19 protein-coding genes are annotated in these 19,702 nt (G+C 62.5%); 3 read left to right on the top strand and 16 right to left on the bottom strand.

The annotated features are described in order from the left end of the window. Positions 1 to 8: 8 nt before the first annotated feature. From AD662_RS09420 to AD662_RS09345, 16 genes are all read right to left on the bottom strand, one after another. A complete protein-coding gene (locus AD662_RS09420; protein WP_053186778.1) occupies positions 9 to 1,115 on the bottom strand; it encodes an IpaC/SipC family type III secretion system effector in 1,107 nt (368 codons plus the stop codon). Between the two features lie 24 nt (positions 1,116 to 1,139). Next, positions 1,140 to 2,909, bottom strand: coding sequence for a type III secretion system translocon subunit SseC family protein (gene sctE, locus AD662_RS09415; protein ID WP_018608700.1), 1,770 nt, complete (start codon positions 2,907 to 2,909; stop codon positions 1,140 to 1,142). Between the two features lie 2 nt (positions 2,910 to 2,911). Beyond that, complete coding sequence (gene sicA, locus AD662_RS09410; protein ID WP_018608702.1) at positions 2,912 to 3,394, bottom strand: type III secretion system translocator chaperone SicA; 483 nt, start codon at positions 3,392 to 3,394, stop codon at positions 2,912 to 2,914. Between the two features lie 491 nt (positions 3,395 to 3,885). Beyond that, positions 3,886 to 4,920 carry an EscU/YscU/HrcU family type III secretion system export apparatus switch protein gene (locus tag AD662_RS09405; RefSeq protein WP_018608704.1) on the bottom strand — a complete coding sequence of 345 codons (1,035 nt, stop codon included), beginning with the start codon at positions 4,918 to 4,920 and terminating at the stop codon, positions 3,886 to 3,888. Then, a complete protein-coding gene (sctT, locus tag AD662_RS09400) occupies positions 4,895 to 5,689 on the bottom strand; it encodes a type III secretion system export apparatus subunit SctT (protein ID WP_018608706.1) in 795 nt (264 codons plus the stop codon). Before sctT ends, AD662_RS09405 begins: the two co-directional genes overlap by 26 nt. Before the next feature lie 4 nt (positions 5,690 to 5,693). Beyond that, positions 5,694 to 5,948, bottom strand: a complete 255-nt coding sequence (locus tag AD662_RS09395; protein WP_014337351.1) for an EscS/YscS/HrcS family type III secretion system export apparatus protein — start codon at positions 5,946 to 5,948, stop codon at positions 5,694 to 5,696. 8 nt (positions 5,949 to 5,956) lie between these two features. Then, positions 5,957 to 6,616, bottom strand: coding sequence for an EscR/YscR/HrcR family type III secretion system export apparatus protein (locus AD662_RS09390; protein WP_053181459.1), 660 nt, complete (start codon positions 6,614 to 6,616; stop codon positions 5,957 to 5,959). Next, entirely contained in the window at positions 6,609 to 7,532 is a 924-nt protein-coding gene (locus tag AD662_RS09385) for a FliM/FliN family flagellar motor switch protein (RefSeq protein WP_053186775.1), read from the bottom strand. The genes AD662_RS09390 and AD662_RS09385 overlap by 8 nt, the downstream gene beginning before the upstream one ends. Further along, complete coding sequence (locus tag AD662_RS09380) at positions 7,529 to 8,437, bottom strand: SpaN/EivJ family type III secretion system needle length determinant (RefSeq protein WP_053186772.1); 909 nt, start codon at positions 8,435 to 8,437, stop codon at positions 7,529 to 7,531. Before AD662_RS09380 ends, AD662_RS09385 begins: the two co-directional genes overlap by 4 nt. After that, complete coding sequence (locus AD662_RS09375; RefSeq protein ID WP_053186769.1) at positions 8,434 to 8,889, bottom strand: type III secretion protein; 456 nt, start codon at positions 8,887 to 8,889, stop codon at positions 8,434 to 8,436. The genes AD662_RS09380 and AD662_RS09375 overlap by 4 nt, the downstream gene beginning before the upstream one ends. Then, the gene (gene sctN, locus AD662_RS09370) at positions 8,873 to 10,159 is read right to left on the bottom strand and encodes a type III secretion system ATPase SctN (RefSeq protein ID WP_053186766.1); all 1,287 of its coding nucleotides are present in this window, start codon (positions 10,157 to 10,159) and stop codon (positions 8,873 to 8,875) included. The genes AD662_RS09375 and sctN overlap by 17 nt, the downstream gene beginning before the upstream one ends. After that, positions 10,156 to 10,563, bottom strand: coding sequence for an InvB/SpaK family type III secretion system chaperone (locus AD662_RS09365; protein ID WP_053186762.1), 408 nt, complete (start codon positions 10,561 to 10,563; stop codon positions 10,156 to 10,158). The genes sctN and AD662_RS09365 overlap by 4 nt, the downstream gene beginning before the upstream one ends. Before the next feature lie 14 nt (positions 10,564 to 10,577). Beyond that, the gene (locus AD662_RS09360) at positions 10,578 to 12,629 is read right to left on the bottom strand and encodes an EscV/YscV/HrcV family type III secretion system export apparatus protein (protein ID WP_053186759.1); all 2,052 of its coding nucleotides are present in this window, start codon (positions 12,627 to 12,629) and stop codon (positions 10,578 to 10,580) included. Between the two features lie 23 nt (positions 12,630 to 12,652). Continuing rightward, entirely contained in the window at positions 12,653 to 13,759 is a 1,107-nt protein-coding gene (gene sctW, locus AD662_RS09355) for a type III secretion system gatekeeper subunit SctW (protein WP_018608721.1), read from the bottom strand. After that, positions 13,756 to 15,351, bottom strand: a complete 1,596-nt coding sequence (gene sctC / locus AD662_RS09350) for a type III secretion system outer membrane ring subunit SctC (RefSeq protein ID WP_408003932.1) — start codon at positions 15,349 to 15,351, stop codon at positions 13,756 to 13,758. Before sctC ends, sctW begins: the two co-directional genes overlap by 4 nt. A 58-nt stretch (positions 15,352 to 15,409) precedes the next feature. Further along, positions 15,410 to 16,147 carry a helix-turn-helix domain-containing protein gene (locus AD662_RS09345; protein ID WP_053187294.1) on the bottom strand — a complete coding sequence of 246 codons (738 nt, stop codon included), beginning with the start codon at positions 16,145 to 16,147 and terminating at the stop codon, positions 15,410 to 15,412. A gap of 180 nt (positions 16,148 to 16,327) precedes the next feature. Here AD662_RS09345 and AD662_RS09340 point away from each other — a divergent pair, with 180 nt between their 5' ends. The 3 genes from AD662_RS09340 (at position 16,328) to AD662_RS09330 (ending at position 19,701) form a co-directional block, all read left to right on the top strand. Further along, entirely contained in the window at positions 16,328 to 17,539 is a 1,212-nt protein-coding gene (locus tag AD662_RS09340; RefSeq protein WP_018608725.1) for a CmpA/NrtA family ABC transporter substrate-binding protein, read from the top strand. Positions 17,540 to 17,553: 14 nt separating this feature from the next. Further along, positions 17,554 to 18,129, top strand: coding sequence for an ANTAR domain-containing response regulator (locus AD662_RS09335; RefSeq protein WP_003199539.1), 576 nt, complete (start codon positions 17,554 to 17,556; stop codon positions 18,127 to 18,129). A gap of 360 nt (positions 18,130 to 18,489) precedes the next feature. Then, complete coding sequence (locus AD662_RS09330) at positions 18,490 to 19,701, top strand: nitrate/nitrite transporter (RefSeq protein ID WP_014337339.1); 1,212 nt, start codon at positions 18,490 to 18,492, stop codon at positions 19,699 to 19,701. The last annotated feature ends 1 nt before the right edge of the window (position 19,702 follow it).

Here is a 19,702-nt window from a genome sequence, read left to right as displayed (position 1 = left end):
TCTCTCCTTCACGCCGTCACGGCACGGATAACATCACTGCGCGATTGAAACAGCTGCATCACCATCTCCATCAGCTTCTGCACCAACGCCGCCTCGGCCGCGTCTTTCTGGCCAATCCCGTCACTCAGGCTCTTCTGGGTGTTTTGCACGCTTTGCATCAGCTCTCCTTTTGCACGCGCCTTGAACTCATCCAGACCTACAATCTTCGCCACCACCTGGCTCATGCTCATCGACATGGCATTGAGCGCGCGGCCGATTTCCAGTTTCTTTTCGATGCCCTTGCTGCCCATCTGGCTCAGCCAGTCGGACGTTTGACCAACCTTCTGGGCCTTGAGGATTTCCCCGTCGAACCAGGCCTGTTCCTGGTTCGTCAGTGTCGAGCCCTTGGGTTTGAAGTCGACGGTGGTCGGGCGGGCAAAATCATCGAGGGTCTTGATCTTGTAAGTGGTGTCCGGGCTCCACTCATTGCGATTGCGCTCCAGCTTGAGGTCGCGTTCGAGGTTGCCCGCGTCCATGGCGTTGCGGCGATGCAGGTCGATGTCCGCATGCTTCATCGCCTGGCCCTGGAAGGTCTTGACCATGGCGAACCCGGCGATGGCGCCGGACACCACCGCGGCGGTAATGGCGCTGTTCAGCGCCGCCTTGCCGGACTCGATGATGGCCGCGCCCTGGGACTTCGCCGCCTCGGAAGCCATGACACTGAAATGGCCGCGCAGTTGCGCATTGGCGACTCGTGCGATGTTCAGGGCGATGATCGCAGCCACCAGTACGTTGGCGTGTTTCTCCCAGGCGCCTGGATCGAAGGCCAGCTCGTTGCGCACTTCGTCGCTGACCATCAGCAACGCCACGCCGAAATCCTCCCAATCCGATTCCGCGGGTTGATACGCATCGATTGCACGTTCGAGTTCCGCAGGCGAAGGCACGGTGAAGTTGTCGTTGCGGAGCACTTGCTCTGCGGTGATTTTGTCGAGTGCGGAAGAGCCGAAAAGAGCCTCGCTTTTGAGCTTCTTCAAAACCTGGTCTTGGCCGACTGACTCAATCAGCGCAGTGTCGTTGCTCGGATCATGTTCAACGACAGTGGGTACGCCTCTGTTCGTAGCGCCGATAGCAATCATCAGAAATACCTTTCGAGAATGATGTTAGACATGTCGAACCATTTGCAGGCTGACGGAATGGCTGCGTTGCATATCGGCAAACACATGCTCTATTTGCCGGGTTCGCTCCTGCATCGCCTGCCCATAGTTCTCGACCACCTGGGTCAGGTAGGCGCTGACTTCCTCGCTGATGGCCATGCCTACCCGCACATCGGCCAGGTGCACGGAGGCCCAGGCCTGGAGCCGACTGCTCTCCATTTGCAGCCCGCCCTGCACCGCGACATTGCCGAATTCGGTAACGGCCTGGGCGATCTCCAGGTTGGCGGCGTAACGCGCCAGCAATACCGGATCAGCACCATTGGTGATGAACCCGCGCAACTGGGTGAGCATCTGGGTCAAGGTGTTACCGACCGAAGTTGCCACTTGCTTCATCGCTTGCATCGCGGCAGGCGTGGCCTGGGCGACCACCGAGGCCAGTTTCGAAGCGATGGCACTGACCATCGGCCCGATCACCTGCACCCCGACCACGGCCACCAACGCGACAGCCGCCAAGGTAGAAGCGATGCCCTGGATCATGCCGGCGATCTGCGCGATTTTCTTGGCCGTGTCTTCATCAACGCCCAGGCCGCTCAGCAACTTGGTGTAGATCTCGGTGAACAGCTTGATGGCTTCCTGCATGACAATGGTCAGCGGCTTCATGGCTTCAGCCATGAACGACACGCCGGTTTTGTCCTGGATCACCGAGTCGGCAATCATCACGGCCGCGCCGACCACGCCCACGGCGATGAGCACCGGGTTAGCGGTCAGGACCCCGGCGGCGATGGTCGCGACCGTCAGGATCGCCCCGACGATCTTGCCGATGCAGCCCATGGTTTTTTGCAAGGCCTCGGCCTTGCGCACTTCCTCCAGGTATTTTTCCGATTCACGCTCCATGTGCGCCTGGAGCCTGGCCTGCAGTTCCTGGAACAGCTCTTGGCTAAGCTCCTCCTTGTTCTGCGCCGACTCGCCGAGCAGTTCGATGATTTTCAAGCGGTTCAACAACGCCAGCGCACTGCTGCTGAGGGCCTTTTCATCGGTCGGCTTGGGGGTCGAGCTGTTCACGCTGGATGAGACCACTTTCGCGAATACCGTGCCCACAGCCTTGGCGCAGGCGGTGGCGATCTCAATCAGCGTCAGATGCGCATCGGTCGCCACGTTGAAGGCTTGGGTATGGTTCGCCACTTCGCCTTTGAGCTGGTCGCGACGGGCCAGCTCCTGTGCATATTCAGGCGACTGAGGGTCCAGTTGCGCCAGCCGCGCCTCGCTTTCATCCAGCAGTCCCTGGAAGTGCAAGACCCGATCGCGCAGTTGTTCGAGGTGTTCCTGGCTGCTGCCGACATTGCCCTCGGCCGCCGTCATGGCCTCGACGGCAGCGGTGTATTCAGCCGAGAGGTTTTCATGGGCCTGTTGCTTGGCGCCAGCCATGCTCTGCAGCATCGCCAGGCGATTTTTCAGTTTCTTGACGTCGACCTCGCCGATCAGCTCGCTGATCATCGCCATCAATAACGTGAACAGATCGCCGCTGGTTTCCTGTTTATTGCCATCGGCGCGCGGCGCAGGCGGGTGTAATGCGGGCCGACCGGTACTGGCGGCGGACGGGCCGTCGTGGCCTTCGTATTTCACTGACATCAGGTCCGCCAGCGCTTTCTGGCCGGCCTCCTGAAAATCCGCGGTCCTGGCGGCCTTGCTGGCCGCCGCGCCGTATTTTTCAAAGGCCTCGCTGCGGCTCATTGCGCCCTGGAATGCGGGGTTTGGGGTGTTTCTGATTTCACTCATGTTCAGTCCTCCGAACAGTGCTGTTCCATGTGGGCCAGGGTGTCGAGATACACCTTGGCCTGCTCGCGCAGATCGTCTTCCGTGGCTTGCTCGAGCACGTATTCGAAACACAACCGGGCCTTGCCGACCTTACCCAGGGCTAAGTGACATTGGCCGGTGTACAACATTGGCCGATAGTCGTTCTTGCCCTGGGCAAAGGCGATCGCGTACAGGTCGATTGCTTTTTGGTGGTTTTGCTTGAGTTGGTGCACCGCAGCCAGTCCCATCCAGTAATGGCTGTTGTAGAAGTCGTAGATGCACAGGAAGTGAAAGAACTTCTCGGCATCGTCCAATCGCCCCTGTTCATAGAACTGGAAGGCGAAGGCATAGAGACTGCCCATGTGCTCGTCGCTGATGCCTTGCACGTCTTTCAACGCCGCACCACCGAGCACTGCATCGACGACGTCCAGGGCCACCTGCTCGTCTTGTTTGTTATCGCGACTCATCAGCCACACTCCTGAAAAAACGCCAGCGTCGCTGACCGATGCATTGAGCCAAAACGCCGGCAAGCACGCTGCCAAATTGCGCTCATGCCGCCGTTGAAACGCACACGAACCTCCTGCCTGATGAGAGTGCTTTTGTGGCGAGGGGATTTATCCCCGCTGGGCTGCGCAGCGGCCCCAAAACTGAAAACTCGGTGTGCCAGACAGATTGAGTTCACTGCCTTGGGTCTGCTACGCAGCCCAGCGGGGATAAATCCCCTCGCCACACGGTTATGTGCAGAGCACGAGTGACAGGGGCTCTCCAATCGAGCTGCATCGCACAATCCTCCAGCCCAGCAAGGTTGCTTTTGTGGCGGATGGATTCATCTGTGGGAGCAAGGCTTGCCCGCGATAAAGTCGATGCGGTCTGCGCAAGTACGAGGCGGCTGCATCGCGGGCAAGCCTTGCTCCCACAGGTTCCCACCACAAAGGACTGTGCCTGGCTGTGCCTGGCCTCACGCCTGCTCAACCTGCTCAAGCCAGATCAACAGCCGCAGCACCTCCTCGATTTCCTGCACCTGGAGGAAGCTGTAGCGCTGGTGGGTCTTGAAGATGCGGCGGGCCAAGGCGATGTCGTTGATTACCGGCACCCCCACTTCCTTGGCGTACGCTCGAACCGCCAGGGCGCGCTGGTTGGTTTCCATCAGGGAGATAAACGGCAGCAACGTGATCTCCGGGCGGAAATACACGCCGATGGCAATGTGGGTGGGGTTGGCGATGATCATGCGCGAGCTGCGCACATCGGATTTGACCTGCTCCGACAACAGCTCCATGTGCAAGTCGCGGCGACGGCCCTTGATCTGCGGGTTGCCGTCCTGCTCCTTGTGTTCACGCTTGACCGAATCCTTGTCCATCATCTGGTCTTTCATGAACAACCAGTATTCGCTGAGGGCATCGAGTACGACGATCAACAGGACGCAGGCCAGGAATGCCAGCACCAACACCAGCAGCAAACGCCCCCAGATCGCGAACAACGCCGGCGCCTGGGCGAACAGTTGGGCGAACAGCAATTGCCGCTGGGTCAGCCAGACAATCCACAGCGCCATGGCGAAACTGCCCAGGTACAACAGCGCCTTGAAGGTGTCCTTGACGGTGCGCAGGCTGAACAGCTTCTTGAAGCCATTGACCGGGTTCAAGGCGCCCAGATTCAGTTTCAAGGCTTCGCTGGCCAAGGCAAAACCGCTTTGCAGCAAGGCCGGCAAGGCACTGGTCAGCACGCACACCAGCAACAATGGCAGCAATGCCTTGAGGCCGACCAGCACCAGCATCGCCGAGTAGGCTTGCAGGTCGGCGTCGAAATCGCTGGCGATGATGCGCCGGTAGACCTCCATGATCTCGATCAACGAGCTGTTGAAGACCATGTAGGTGATGCCACACAGGGTCAGGCAGGTGATGACCAGGTCCTTGGCCTTGAACGTCTGTCCTTTGCGCGCGGCATCCCTGAGGCGCTTGGCGGTGGGCTTTTCAGTCTTCGAGGCGCTGGATGACATCTCCGCCCTCCAGATACTGCGCCAAGCCGTCGGACAGCATGCCCATGCGCAGCACTTCGTCCGGCAGATGCACGCCGAAATACAGCATCAAGACCACCAGCGCCACCAGGCTCTTGACCGTCAGCGACACCGAAAAAGCATTCATTTGCGGCGCATACCGCGAGAGCAACCCAAGCAGCGCCTCGCTGACCAGCAAGGTCGCCACCACCGGCGCACTGATGACCAGGGTCTTGCTCACCAGTGCATCGAGCAATGAATAGAGTGCAGGCAGGTGCAGCTCACAACTGCTCGCTGGCGCGCAAAGGCGATAACTGTGGCCGACGGTTTCGAGCATCAACAACAGGCCGCCACCTTCGAGATAAACCGCCGCGGCAAACAACTGGAGAAAATTCGCCAACTCCGAGGTGTCGACACCATTGGCCGGGTCCACCGTGCTACTGAGCATGGCCCCGCGCTGGTTGTCGATCAGGTTGCCCATGGCATGCAGCACCCAGAACGGCCAGCCCAGCAGCACGCCCAGCAGCACACCAATACCCGCCTCACGCAGCACCAGACCGAGGAACGCCACGCTGTCGAGGGCTGGCGTAGGCACGCCGACGTAGCGCCAGAACCCCAACGCCACCAGCACAATCACCGCCTGGCGCGTGACACCGGTCAGCACGCTGCTATTGAGAAACGGCAACATGAAGAAAATCGGCGCCAGACGCGCCACACCCAACACCGCCGCAGCGAACCAGGCGTACAGCTCGAAAAACAACGCCACCGACATCGGCCTAACTCAACGCCAGGCGAATGACTTCACGACTGAAATCCAGCAAGGTTTCGCCGTACCAGCCCGAAAGCAGGAACAGGCACGCCGCCACCGCCAACAGTTTGAAGCCAAACGGCAGCGTCTGCTCCTGCAACTGCGTCACGGTCTGGATCAACCCGACCACCAGGCCGACCACCGTGGCGACGATGATCGGCCAGGCCACCATCAGCAGGATCAAGTACAAGGTTTTGTTGCCGGCATAGACCAGATCGTTCATCGGTGCACCTAGGCCAGCAAGGTCAGGTATTGCTTGACCAGCCCGGTCGACAGCAACGCCCAGCCGTCCAGTGCGACAAACAACACCAGTTTGATCGGCACGGAAATGATCACCGGGCTCATCATCATCATGCCCAGCGCCAGCAGGATGCTGGAGATCACCAGGTCGACGATCACGAAGGGCAGGTACAGATAGAAGCCAATCTTGAAAGCACTTTTGATTTCACTCAGCGCATAGGCCGGCAGCAGCGAAAACAGCGAGGTCTCAACCTCTTCATCGGCAGGCAGGCCCGCGTCGGTTTCAGCCTGGAACGCCTGGGCCCGCTCGAAGAACTGCGCCAGCTCCGGGTCGGTGTACTTGCGCAGGTAATCCTTGTAGCTGCCCAGGCCGTTCTCGGCGAAGTCCACCACCGACGCAATGTCGGTAAAGGTCACCGCCTCGCGCTTGTAGTAGTCATGGCCCTGCTTCATGACCGGCGTCATGACGAAAATCGCCAGCATCAGGGCAATCGCATTGAGCGCCATGTTCGATGGCACCTGCTGCAGGCCCAACGCGTTGCGCACGATGACGAAGACGATGGAGAACTTGAGGTAGCAGGTGCCCGCCGCCACCAGGAACGGCAGCAGCGAAGCAAACGCCAGCAGCGCGATCAGCGAGACGTCATTCATCGGCGCCCGCTCGATAGACCTTGAACAACTCGACCCCCAACTGGCCGTCCAACTGCACCAGTTCCCCCTGGGCCACCGGCTTGCCGTTGGCGCGCACCTCGATGTGCCGCGCGGCATCTTCGGCCAACGGGATCAGTTGTCCCTCGATGATGCGCGACAGCGTCGCCAGGTCGGTTTGATGGGTGGCGAGCAGGAACTCCAGGCGCACCGGCAGCGCGCCCAGGTCGATGGCCGCGCCAGACTCCGGCGGCTGCTCTGGATCGGTATCGGTCACAGTCGGTTGCATGTGTAGCCCCTCTTGGGTAAAGGTAAAAGTGCCGAGGCAACGGTTGGCCAGACAGCACCGTTGAGTGCGCTGGGCGACGCGCAGGACATCGCCCTCACCCAGGCGTCTGCGACTGGCAAGACTCAGGTGGCTGACGCCGAGAATCAGTTCCAGGTGCAACGGCAATTCATCCAGCCATGAGTCGGCGTCCAAGCGCTCGCTGGCGAAACGTGCGGGCGGCAGTTGCAGCAACCAAACCCGTCCCCGAGGGGTGTCGAGCCATGGCAGGTCGCGGGTTGGCAATCGCACCGGGGCGACGCCTTCGATGTCGGACAACGCCCGGTAGTGCAGCTCATCCACCTCCAGCAGCAAGGGGTGCGGCGCGGCGCGAAACAATCCGAGGACATTCGTCCACGACGTTTCGCTCGTCAGCAAAGACCGCAACTGTGGAAGCGCGCGATGCAGCCAATCATGGGCCACGATCAGCCCCTGCCACTCGCCGCCGTCACCCTGGGCGCAAAACCGCAAATAGCCGGAGCGCTCTGGCACCTTGCCCAACCCCGCGTCGCGCCCGGCACGCCGCCAGCGTTGAATCGCCTGGGCCTGGGCATGCGCCAGAGGGTCGACCCGCCGTAACTGCAACGCGCTCATGCCGGACGCTCGCCCTGTTCGTCCTGCTCCTCATCCGGCGCCTGATGCGAACCCTGGCGCGGCTGCTCGCCGCCACTGTCAGCCAAGCGCCAGGCTGGCTCCCGGGCCAGCTCGAAAGGTGCCTTGAGCTGCTCGAGCACCAGGGCATTGCTTGGGCTGAGCGTCAGGTTCCGAGTGGGCTCTTCAGGCAGCCGGCTGATCGTGATCTGTCCACTGGCGGCCCCTCGACTGAACGGTATTTGCAGCAAGCCCCGGCCCGTGTCCGGCAAGGCCTCGACCATGACCTCAAGTGCTGGCGGTAGCGTTGGCGGCAACGCTGGCGGTAGCGCTGGTGCGGGCAGCGCCACCGGTGCAACCGGTGACCCATGGCGCGCGCCCTGAAAACTCAACGGCGCTTGAGGCAACTGTTCGTCGATACGGGGGGCCGACCGTGCACGGGGAACAATGACAGGGGCCATTGGTAGCGGCTCGGTCGACACCCCATCCCTCGGCACTGTGGCTTTATCGATGACAGCAACAACAGGCTGCAGGCGTTGCGGTGACGGACGTTGCGTGGGCTCGCTGAACAATGGACCTGCTTGTGGAACAGCGATTGTTTCCCGGGCGGGGAGTCGTCTGCCATCGGGTTCAACCGCCCGCGTCTCCCGGGCAATCGGCTGAGTTTCATCACGATCGAGCGCCTGCGTTTCCTGCCCCACGCTCATCGCCTGCCAGACCGGCACACGGGCGGTTTCCATCAAGGGCCGCTGCTGCCGAACCAGCGCAACCACAAGGTCCAGCACGCCTTGCGGCAGCTCATCCTCCTGCACCGGGATGAGCAGATCTTGCAGCTCATCCAGCGGGTCTTCGTCGACCGGTTCCAAGGCGTGGACCAGACGGGTTGGCGGCACACAGACCTCTTTCATCGCCGAACTCCAATCAACTCTTCCAGCTCTCGCTCTTCGCGGCGCACCGCCTCCAACCGTTGCCCACGCAACAGCTGCTGGACAGCGCGCTCATAGTTGTCGTGTTTGCGTTGCAGCCCGCGCAGTTGTTCGCGCTGCACCTGCAGCTGTTGCTCGACCTGTCGGCGCTGCTGATCCACGCGGTCACGCTCGACGCGCAGCAGATCGATGCGCCGACGGATGACCGCCTGGGTCCGCAACAGCGCCAACAACTGCCCGTGATCCAGCACACAGTCATTGGCCCGATGGCTGCTCAACAAACGTTGCAGCGCAGCCTCCTGTTCCTCGAAACCGGACTGTTCCTGCAACAGCGGCTGCAACTGACGCTGGACGCGCAACAGCGCCTGCTCGCCGCGTTGCCGACGCAACTGACTGAAGGCCAGCAGGCGCCGTCGATCAAGCAATGAGTTCATGCAGGCTCCGCAAGGTTTCATCCGGTTCAACGCACTGATCCGTCGGCTGGCGCAGCCACTGGCTGAGGGCTTCGCGACGTTGCAGCGCGTGGTCATTGGCCGCGTCCACGCCCGGGCTGTACTCGCCCATGTCGAGAAACACCTGCAGTTGTTCCAGACGCGCCAGGGTGTCCCGGGTCGCGGCCGCCAGTTGCCGGACCTGTGGCGAGGTGACTTGCGTCGCCACCCGGCTGACGCTGCGCAAGACATCGATGGCCGGGTAGTGCCCCTTGGCGGCCAGGGTCCGGCTGAGGTAGACGTGGCCGTCGAGAATGGAGCGAATCTCCTCGGCGATCGGGTCCGGCTCGTCGTCACTTTCCAGCAGCACCGTGTACCAGGCGGTGATGCTGCCCGACGCGGTCACACCCGGACGTTCGAGCAAGCGCGGCAAGGCATCGAACACCGAGGCCGGATAGCCGCGCCGCGCCGGTGCTTCACCGGCCGCCAAGGCCAGGTCGCGGCGAGCGCGGGCGTAGCGCGTCAACGAGTCCAGCAACAGCACCACGCGCCGGCCCTGGTCGCGAAAATACTCGGCGATGGTGGTGGCCTGCAGCGCCGAGTTGCAGCGATCCACCGAGGAAAAATCCGACGTGGCGTACACCACCACGCAACGGGAATGCTGGGGCGACTGGCGCAAATGCTCGATGAACTCGGTCACTTCGCGCCCGCGCTCGCCAATCAGGCCGATCACGAAAACATCCGCGTCGGTGTGTTCGATCAGCATGTTGATCAAGGTGGTTTTGCCGGAGCCGGCGGCGGCAAAAATGCCGATGCGCTGGCCGACACCGCAGGTCAGTAAACCGTCGATGACCCGAATGCCGGTGCGCAAGGGCTCCACCACCGGGCGCCGTTGTTGGTACGACGGCGGGGCGGCATCCACCGGACAGTCGCGCTGGGCCACCGCTGTCGACGGCGCCAGGCGCTCGACGATAACGCCCTGGGGATCGACCACACTGCCGAGCAAGGCGTCACTGCAGGTCAGTTGCAGGGTCGAACCAGTGGGCACGATCATCGACTCCCGGGACAAGCCTTTCGCCTCGCCCAGCAAACTGAGCAGCACCGCGCCGGGCTTGAAGCCGATGACCTGCGCCCGGGCGGCAACCTGGGGCGAACGCCAATGCCGGCGCACCTCACAGATTTCGCCGATCACCACGTCCCGCAGCGCCGCTTCGATCAATGGACCGCTCAAGCACAAGGGATGGGCCGCCAGCCGTTCCAGCCGCAGGCTCATCGACGCAGGATGTCCAGCAGCGTTTCAATGGCCTGCACGAAAGAGTCCAGCGCTTGGGCCAAGTGTTTGGCATCATTCAAGGCATAGGCACTGGCCATCAACCGCAACTCCAGCCGCCCCTCGACCTCGCACAGGTGCAATTGCCCGGTACGGGAAAACGGGTTGCCTTCGAGCAGGAACTGCAGCAGGTCGAAAGCACAATAATTCAATGACGATGGCGTCGCTTCGGCGACCGCCGCCCAGACCCACACATCACCTTCCACCTCAGCCACACTGATATCCGGCAGATTTTTCATCTGCATTTCTATCGTGCTGTGGCTGTCGAAATGCCCTATTTGACTGTCTACGCAGCCGCTGTGTCGCAGCGCTTCGCGTAATAGCCCGGCGATATCCGTTGGTACCATTGGTAAAATTTCCTTTATAGCGTCTTGATGACATTGACCGAGACCGTCTCGGAAACCTCGCCGAACGACATCACGTCCAGCTCCCGAAAACGCCCCTCGATCAATTTCTTGATGTAGCGCCGCACATCGACCGAACACAGCAGCACCATGTCCTTGTGGGCGATGTGCACGCTGTCCAGGCCGACACTGAGGCGGTCCATCAGTTCTTCCGATTCGGCCGGTTCCAGGTTGAGGAAACTGCCGCCCGAGGTTTGCCGGATGCCCCGGCGCACCACGTCTTCGAACTCCGCCGACAACAGCAGCACGCGCAGGTCGTTGCCCTGGGCAAACTTGTTGCTGATGTAGCGGGCCATGGCGCCACGAACGTGCTCGACCAGCGCCAGCACATCCTTTTCCCGGGAGGCCCAATGGGCGAGGGTTTCGAGGATCAGCTTCATGTTGCGCACGGAGATGCGCTCGCCGATCAAGCGCTGCAGCACCTCGGCGATCTTCTGCACCGTGACGTGGCGATAGACTTCCTTGAGCAGGTCGGGGTAGCGCGCTTCCATTTCGTCGAGCAGCTGCTTGGTTTCCTGCACGCCGAAAAACTCCTGGATGTTGCGCGCCAGCAGCGTGACCAGGCAGCGATAGCATTCTTCGTCGGCAGGTCGCAGGTGATAGCCCAACTGCTGCACGCGCTCGCGGTCGGCGGCGGTGAGCCAGACACCACCGAGGCGATTGCTGTCGTTGCCACGCACCAGGGCAAAGCCCAACGGCTCCAGCTCCGGCGAATAGTCCAGCAGGCGCCAGTGATCGAAATGAATATCGAACTGCTCGGCGCGCACTTCATTGATCAGCACTGCCACTTGATGGGCCGGCAACGCCTCGCTGGCGCGCAGCCGCGGTTCGGGAATGCGCAGCCCGTAATCGACGAAGAACTGGCTGCGAAAGCGCGCCGCCCAACGCTCTTTCTCCAACGCTTGCAGGCGCGCTGGGGGCACCAGCAGCATCAGGGCGATGGTTTCAGTGGCAACGTTGTCGACGTCGTCGAGCAATCCCGATTCACCCTGCGCCGCGCCTGGCTCGGCAGGTTCGCTACGGCTTTCGCCCGGGCTGGCCTGGCGCAAGGACTTGCGGTGGCGCACAAACACCACCAGCCCGAGCACACTGGCAATCGAGAGGAAGGTCAGCAGCGGAAAACCGGGCAACAGGCCCACGCCCACCGCCAGCAACGCGGTGACACCGAGCACGAACGGGTTGCCCAGCATCTGGGCAAGCATGTTGCGCCCCAGGTTGCTGTCATCACCGTTGACCCGGGTGACAATGAAGCCGGCGCCGATGGCAATCAGCAGCGCGGGGATCTGCGCGACCAGGCCATCGCCAATGGTCAACAGCGTGTAGGTGGACAAGGCCGTGGACATGTCCATGCCCAATTGCCCGACGCCGATGGCCATGCCGCCGATGAAATTGACGAAGATAATGATGATGCCGGCGATGGCATCGCCCTTGATGAATTTCATCGCCCCGTCGAAAGAACCGTACAACTGGCTTTCACGCTCCAGCACGCTGCGTTTTTCCCGCGCCTGGGCCGCGTCGATGGCACCGGCCTTGAGGTCGCCGTCGATGCTCATCTGCTTGCCGGGCATGCCGTCCAGGGAGAAGCGCGCCGCCACTTCGGCGACCCGTTCCGAGCCTTTGGTGATCACGATGAACTGGACAATGGTGACGATGGAAAAAATCACGAAACCCACCACCAGGCTTTCGCCGATCACGAAGTCGCCGAACGACGCGATGATCTCGCCGGCATCGGCCTGGCTGAGAATCAGCCGGCTGGTGCTGATCGACAGCGCCAAGCGGAACAAGGTCGTCAACAGCAGCAGCGCTGGGAACGTCGAATAGCTGAGGATCCGTTCGATGTAGAACGAGCCCATGAACACCAACAACGAGATGACGATGTTCAGGCCGATAAGAAAATCCACCAGCACCGTTGGCAAGGGGATGATCAGCATGGCGATGATCATCACCATCAAGGTGAGGATCAGCAGCTCCGGGCGCGCGCCGACATTGCGCAGGAACACGTTGAGCATTCAGGCCTGGCTCCGGGACAAGATCATGGGCCGCCACCGGGCAGTCGCTGCTCGATGAGTTCGTGGGCATAGGCGACGTCGGCCAGGCGAGTGAACTGGATGGCCAGGCGTTGTGGCGCCTCTTCATCGGCAAACAGCGGCGTCGGCAATTGCAGGCTGAGCCGACGCACGGCCTGCAACACCGTCGAACGCTCCCGGTGGGCACTGAGCAGCACCCCCTCCCCCAACGCCCCGAGCAACAGCTGGTCGAGGTCATCGGGGTAGGTCAACACGCCGAACATGAACACCAGCCAGTCGGCCTCGTGGGGGTTGTGCCGGCAGAGCAGTGCATCGCCGAGCACAGCGCCGATAAACAGCGCATCGGCCGAGCGCAGGCGCTTGAGGTCGGTGACCCGGGTCAACAGTTGGCCGAACTCGATGCGCGAGCAACTGGGGTCCTGGGCGCTGATGTCGGTAAGCAGCGCGGCTTCGATGAAGGCCAGCACATTCGTGCGCTGTGCCGGGCCGTACAGGGCAATCCAGTCCTGGTAGCAACTGAGCGGGCCTTCGTCGGACTCGAGGAAATCCCGGTAGGTCTCGCGCAGCAGGCCGGCCCGCACCGCCATGCTCCCGCCAAACATCCTGGCCTTGAGCGCCGCGTTGATCCCGGCGTTCATGCGCTTGGGCGAGCTTTGGGCAACCACCGTCTGCAACAGCGTTTCGAGCCGCTGGCGGGTGCGGGTTTCCAGGTTCCGACGGCGCAACAACGCCCGCAGCACCAGCGCCAGGTCGCTGTCGTCGGGGAACAGGCTGCGCGCCATTTGCAGCAACCAGGCCACGGGCTTGTCCGCCAGCCGCGCCAAGCTCAGCACCTGTCGTGCCTTGGGTACGGTGTCGTCCTCGAGCACGCGTTCGAAGGTGTCGGTCAGCGTCTCGGACTTGAGTTCGAACAAGCGCCGGCCACGGAACTGCGTCAGCGCCGCCGACAGCTCGTCGCTGATCTGCACGATGCGCTGCGCCACCGCCGCCGTTGCGCTGTCGTCCAGCCCCGCCTCGGCGTCGACTTGCGGTTGTGGATGTTCGGCGGCCTTCTCGGCGTTCAGCCGCGCCTGGGCAACCCGGCCACCGCTGGAAACCGTTGGCAGGATCATCGCTCTGACATCCGGAAGTACATTCGACGCACACGTTCGTGCTGCTCGGGAGTCAGCAACGGCATGCCCGTCTCCACGGGTTCAAGGGCGTCGCGGATTTCCTTGGGCTGGATCAGGAACACCCGCACCGTGTTGGCCGAGCGGTTCTGGCGATAGCTGAACAAGCGGCCGATCCACGGAATCGATCCCAACACTGGCACGCGTCCGATCTGCTCGCCATGGTCATCACGGGTGAAACCGCCCACCAGCAGGCTCTTGCCCTGGGGCACCCGCGCCACGGTACTGATGCGCGTGCGTCCGACCGTCGGCAACGCACTCTGTTGCTCACCCCGGCCGGGGTTCTCGACTTCGTTGCCGTCCTCGATATTGAGCGACATCTCGATCTCGTCCGCCTGGGCGAAACGCGGCAGTACGCTGACCAGCGTGCCGTAGGTGATGTGCTGCAGGTCAACGCTGCGCTCCCCCACCAGCGGGGCGTAGAACGTGCGGTTGTTGTCGAAGATCGCCGGGACGTTCTCTTGCGTCAGGATCACCGGTCGCGAGACCACGTTCGCCCGGTGGGTGCGCTCCAGCGCCATGACCTGGGTCACGAACGAGGCGCCGTCGAGGGTGGTGGCCGAACCGGCGTTGAGCGAGGCGCTGAATTGCCCGCCGGACTTCACCGCGCCTTGCCAGTTGATACCCAACTGATTGAGTTCATCCTTGTGCAGATCGATGATCCACAGCGACAGCTCGACATGGCGTTTCGGCGTGTCCAGGGCATTGACCAGGTTCTCGATAAAGCGCACCTGCTCGGGCAGCCCCTTGACCAACAGGCTGTTGGTGTCCGGGTAGGCGACCACCCGAATGTTGCCGGCGGCCACCTCGCGCGCAATGATTCGCGGTGCCGTCGGGTCCTGGTCCGAAGAGCTGTTCGCCAGGCCTTCGAGGGGAAACACCGGCATCGCGCCTCGTGGCTGCTGGGTGGAAGGTTGGGCCACCGTTGGCTCGACCTGCTGCTTCTCGCCGCGCAACAGCGCTTCGATCACGGTAGCCAGCCCGGGGATGGTCACCTTGTCGTCACGCAGCTCATATTTACGGTCGCTGACGAAGGTGTTGCGCACATGGATGACGCCAATCTGCTGCTTGCCCAGCAACAGTTCCGAGCGCTGGTTGTCCATCAACCCGGCCGCTTGCACCACCAGGTCGACATACATCGGCGGGCCCGACACATGGAAGGTCCGCAAACCGTCGTGACGCAGCGGATAACGCGCATCGTGCAAGCCCGAACGCCCCAGGAACGCCTGGAGCTTGGCGACGGTCAGGGTCTGCAGCGACATCATCGCGCTCTTGATTTCCGAGGCGTCATACAAATAGATCGCCTGGCCATCGCTGTACCAGATCAACCCCATCTGCACGCTGACTCGCTCGAAGGTCCGTTGCGGCGTGCGCAGGTCGAACGTACCGCCAATGCGCTTGGCCGCCGCGGCCTTGCTGACGATCACCGGCTTGCCCAATGACCCGGACAGCTCGCTGAAAAAGGTCCGCGCGCTCTGTTCGCGAGCCTCGAAGGTATAGACATCGGCCCTTGCGGCACCGGATACGAGCAGCATCACAGCGCTAAGGCAGATGAATAAAAGGGATGGGGATAACGGTTGGCGGCTCATCGGCTCACTTGCCTGGAAGGTAGGTGATATCCGCCAGGCTGCTGGGTGCGAAACCCACCAGTTCGCGGATCTCCTTGGAAAAATGTGACGACGAAGCAAAGCCGAACTCCAGCGCGACATCGGTCAACGAGCCGTCCTGAAGGCTCATGTTCAACAGCGCCTGGGCCGTGCGCCAGCCGCGCAAGGCCGGTTTGGCGGCAGAGCCCAGGGCTTGGCGACAGAGCCTGCGAAAGTGCGAAACCGATACGCCGTAGCGTTGCGCCAGCGCGTTCAGTTTTTCGCTGTGGGTGCCTTGCTCCAGAAGGAAACGCACGAGCCCGTAGCTCTCGTGATGACGCAGCAGGTGGGCGACCGCGTGATAGGCCGGCGTGCCGCTCATCGCTTGGCCGATGTACCAGCGTTCGAGCCGTTGCGGCGAGCGGACGGTTTCCCCCGCCACCGGCAACAGGGCCCATGGCTCCGCGTGCAGCCGTTGCCCGGCATCCACCAGGGCATCGCTCATGTCCAGGAACGCCTGCAGCTTGACCAGCGTCGCTTCGCAAACCGGCGTGACATGCAACTCACCGCCACTCAAGCGCAGCGAATCGCTCTGTACCACCAACCCCTCCCAACCGACGGGCAGGCAGTGGCTGCGGCCCAACCGCCCGGCGCTCAGTTGAACCGGGGCCCGGGCCACGCGCAGGTGCAGCACGCGTTCGCCCAGATCGGGCAATGCCGTGGCGCGAATTGTTGTGTCCTGCATACGGTCCCCTTTGCTGCCTGGCGTTGGAAGGACCGACAGGATGAAAGACACGACGCCTGGAATCTTGATGGGAAGGTGATGAGGGCTCGGCTGGCATATGCCTTGCACCATTACTGCTCATCGGCGCCGGTGCCAAAGGCCAAATGAGTGCCAGACTGATTAAGTGGAAGGTGATGCACGATGAATGAAGTTCCAGCCAACCCCCTGGCCTGGGTCAACGGCAGCGATGCCCCGGAAAAGAGCGCGGTCAACCTCGGGTTCATGGCGTTGAGCGACTGCGCCCCGGTCGTCGTGGCCGCCACCCAGGGCTTCGCCCAGCCCTACGGCCTGACCCTGAACCTCAAGCGCCAGGCGTCCTGGGCCAACCTGCGCGACAAGCTGGTCAGCGGTGAAATCGATGCCGCCCACAGCCTGTATGGCCTGATCTACGCGGTGCACCTGGGCATCGGCGGGGTCGCGGCGAGCGACATGGCCGTGCTGATGGGGCTGAACCAGAACGGCCAGAGCATCAACCTGTCCCATGGCTTGCAGGCCCAAGGCGTGACCAGTCCTGAAGCACTGGAACGGCACGTGCACCAAACTCGCCCGAAACTGACCTTCGCCCAGACTTTCCCCACCGGCACCCACGCCATGTGGCTCTATTACTGGCTCGCCGCCCAGGGCATCCACCCGTTGTCGGATGTCGACAGCGTGGTCGTGCCTCCGCCGCAAATGATCGCGCACCTGCAAGCCGGGCGTATCGACGGGTTTTGCGTCGGCGAGCCCTGGTGCGCCAGCGCGGTGAAGCAGAACCTCGGTTTTACCCTGGCGACTACCCAGACCATCTGGCCCGATCACCCGGAAAAAGTCCTGGGTTGTACCCGCGCGTTCGTCGAGCAATACCCCAATACCGCCCGGGCCCTGGTGATGGCGATCCTCGAAGCCAGCCGCTTCATCGAACAAAGCAGCGAAAACCGTCGCAGCACCGCGCAACTGTTAAGTGCGCCCGAATACCTCGACGCCCCGCTGGACTGCATCGAGCCGCGCCTGCTGGGGATTTATGCCGACGGTTTGGGCAACAGCTGGCAGGACCCCCACGCCATGCGCTTTCATGGCAATGGCGAGGTGAACCTGCCGTACCTATCGGACGGCATGTGGTTCATGACCCAGTTCCGCCGCTGGGGCCTGCTGCGCGAAGACCCGGATTACCTGGCCGTGGCCCAGGGCGTCCAGCAACTCAAGCTGTACCGCGAAGCCTGCGCGGCGCTGGACATCGCGTCCCCGCGCCAGGACATGCGCAGCAGCCAACTGATCGACGGCACCACCTGGGACGGCTCGGACCCGGCCGGGTACGCCCGCAGCTTCAAACTGCACGCCTTGAGCGATGCGGCTCCCCTTCTCGCCAGCCGCTGACAGGAGCCACGACCATGCTGCGTATCCTGCTGATCAACGACACCGCGAAAAAAGTCGGGCGCCTCAAGGCTGCCCTGATTGAGGCCGGGTTCGAAGTCATTGACGAATCCGGCCTGACCATCGACCTGCCAGCGCGCGTCGAAACGGTGCGTCCGGACGTGATCCTGATCGATACCGAGTCACCCGGGCGCGATGTGATGGAGCAAGTGGTGCTGGTCAGTCGCGACCAGCCACGACCGATCGTCATGTTTACCGACGAGCACGACCCCAATGTGATGCGCCAGGCGATCAAGTCGGGCGTCAGCGCCTACATCGTCGAAGGCATCCACGCCGCGCGCCTGCAACCGATCCTCGACGTGGCCATGGCCCGCTTCGAAAGCGACCAGGCCCTGCGCGCCCAACTCCTGGCCCGGGACCAGCAATTGGCTGAGCGCAAGCGCATCGAACTGGCCAAGGGCATGCTGATGAAGATGAAGGAATGCAACGAGGAACAGGCCTACACCCTGATGCGCCGCCAGGCCATGAGCCGCCAGCAGAAACTGATCCAGGTTGCAGAGCAGATCATTGCCATGAATGAGCTGCTCGGCTGAAAGCCTTGTAGCGCCTGCCCTACTAATGATCGTTCCCACGCTCTGCGTGGGAATGCCGCCAGGGACGCTCCGCGTTCCGCTTCACAAGGTGACGCAGAGCGTCACGAGATGCATTCCCACGCAGAGCGTAGGAACGATCATGACAGACCTGGCACAGATCTCGCTTAAGCAAACCCACAGGTAACCAACGGCGGTTGCCCCACCTACGACAAAGACGTCGCACACCCTCCTTGCCTCTCTGGCGATCCGGGTTGCGGCGTTTTTTTGTTTTGGCCCTTCGGGACCGGTGGTGCGACCACAGACGGCGCACTGCTCAAAGCACTGACTCATTTCTCGAGACTTTTACAGCTGAGGTGCGCGATGAATTCAAGCTTCTGGAAATCCGGCCATACCCCGACCCTGTTCGCGGCCTTCCTCTACTTCGACCTGAGCTTCATGGTCTGGTACCTGCTCGGTCCACTGGCGGTACAGATCTCCGCCGATCTGCACCTGACCACCCAGCAACGCGGCCTGATGGTCGCCACACCGATCCTGGCTGGCGCCGTGCTGCGTTTGTTCATGGGCCTGCTGGCCGATCGGATCTCGCCAAAAACCGCCGGCATGGTCGGCCAGGTGATCGTGATCGGTGCGCTGTTCTGCGCCTGGAAACTGGGCATCCACAGCTACGAACAAGCCCTGCTGCTCGGCCTGTTCCTGGGCGTGGCCGGCGCTTCGTTCGCCGTGGCCCTGCCGCTGGCCTCCCAGTGGTATCCGCCACAGCATCAGGGCAAGGCCATGGGCATCGCCGGTGCCGGTAACTCGGGCACCGTGCTCGCGGCGCTGATCGCACCGGTGATGGCGGTAGCCTTCGGTTGGAGCAACGTGTTCGGCTTCGCGCTGATCCCACTGGTGCTGACCCTGGTCCTTTTCGCCTGGTTGGCCAAGAACGCCCCCGAGCGGCCGAAAGCCAAATCCATGGCCGACTACCTCAAGGCCCTGGGCGACCGTGACAGCTGGTGGTTCATGTTCTTCTACAGCGTGACCTTCGGCGGCTTCATCGGCCTGGCCAGCGCCCTGCCCGGCTATTTCAACGACCAATATGGGCTGAGCCCGGTCACCGCTGGTTACTACACCGCCGCCTGCGTCTTCGGTGGCAGCCTGATGCGTCCCCTGGGCGGCGCCCTGGCGGACCGTTTCGGCGGCATCCGCACCTTGCTGGGCATGTACACCGTAGCGGCCGTCTGCATCGCCGCAGTGGGCTTCAACCTGCCGAGCTCCTACGCCGCCCTGGCCCTGTTCGTCTGCACCATGCTCGGTTTGGGTGCAGGCAATGGCGCGGTGTTCCAACTGGTGCCACAACGCTTCCGTCGCGAAATCGGCGTGATGACCGGGCTGATCGGTATGGCCGGCGGTATCGGCGGCTTCGCCCTGGCGGCGGGCATGGGTGCGATCAAGCAGAGCACCGGCAGCTATCAACTGGCCCTGTGGTTGTTTGCCAGCCTCGGTGTCCTGGCCTGGTTCGGCCTGTACGGCGTCAAGCGTCGCTGGAGAACCACTTGGGGTTCGGCAGCTGTCACCGCTGCTCGGGTATAAC

It is taken from the genome of Pseudomonas kilonensis (assembly GCF_001269885.1).
GTDB classification, from domain to species: domain Bacteria; phylum Pseudomonadota; class Gammaproteobacteria; order Pseudomonadales; family Pseudomonadaceae; genus Aquipseudomonas; species Aquipseudomonas kilonensis.
Note: the sequence above shows the minus strand (reverse complement) of the source record. Positions and strands in the feature narration are given on the sequence as shown.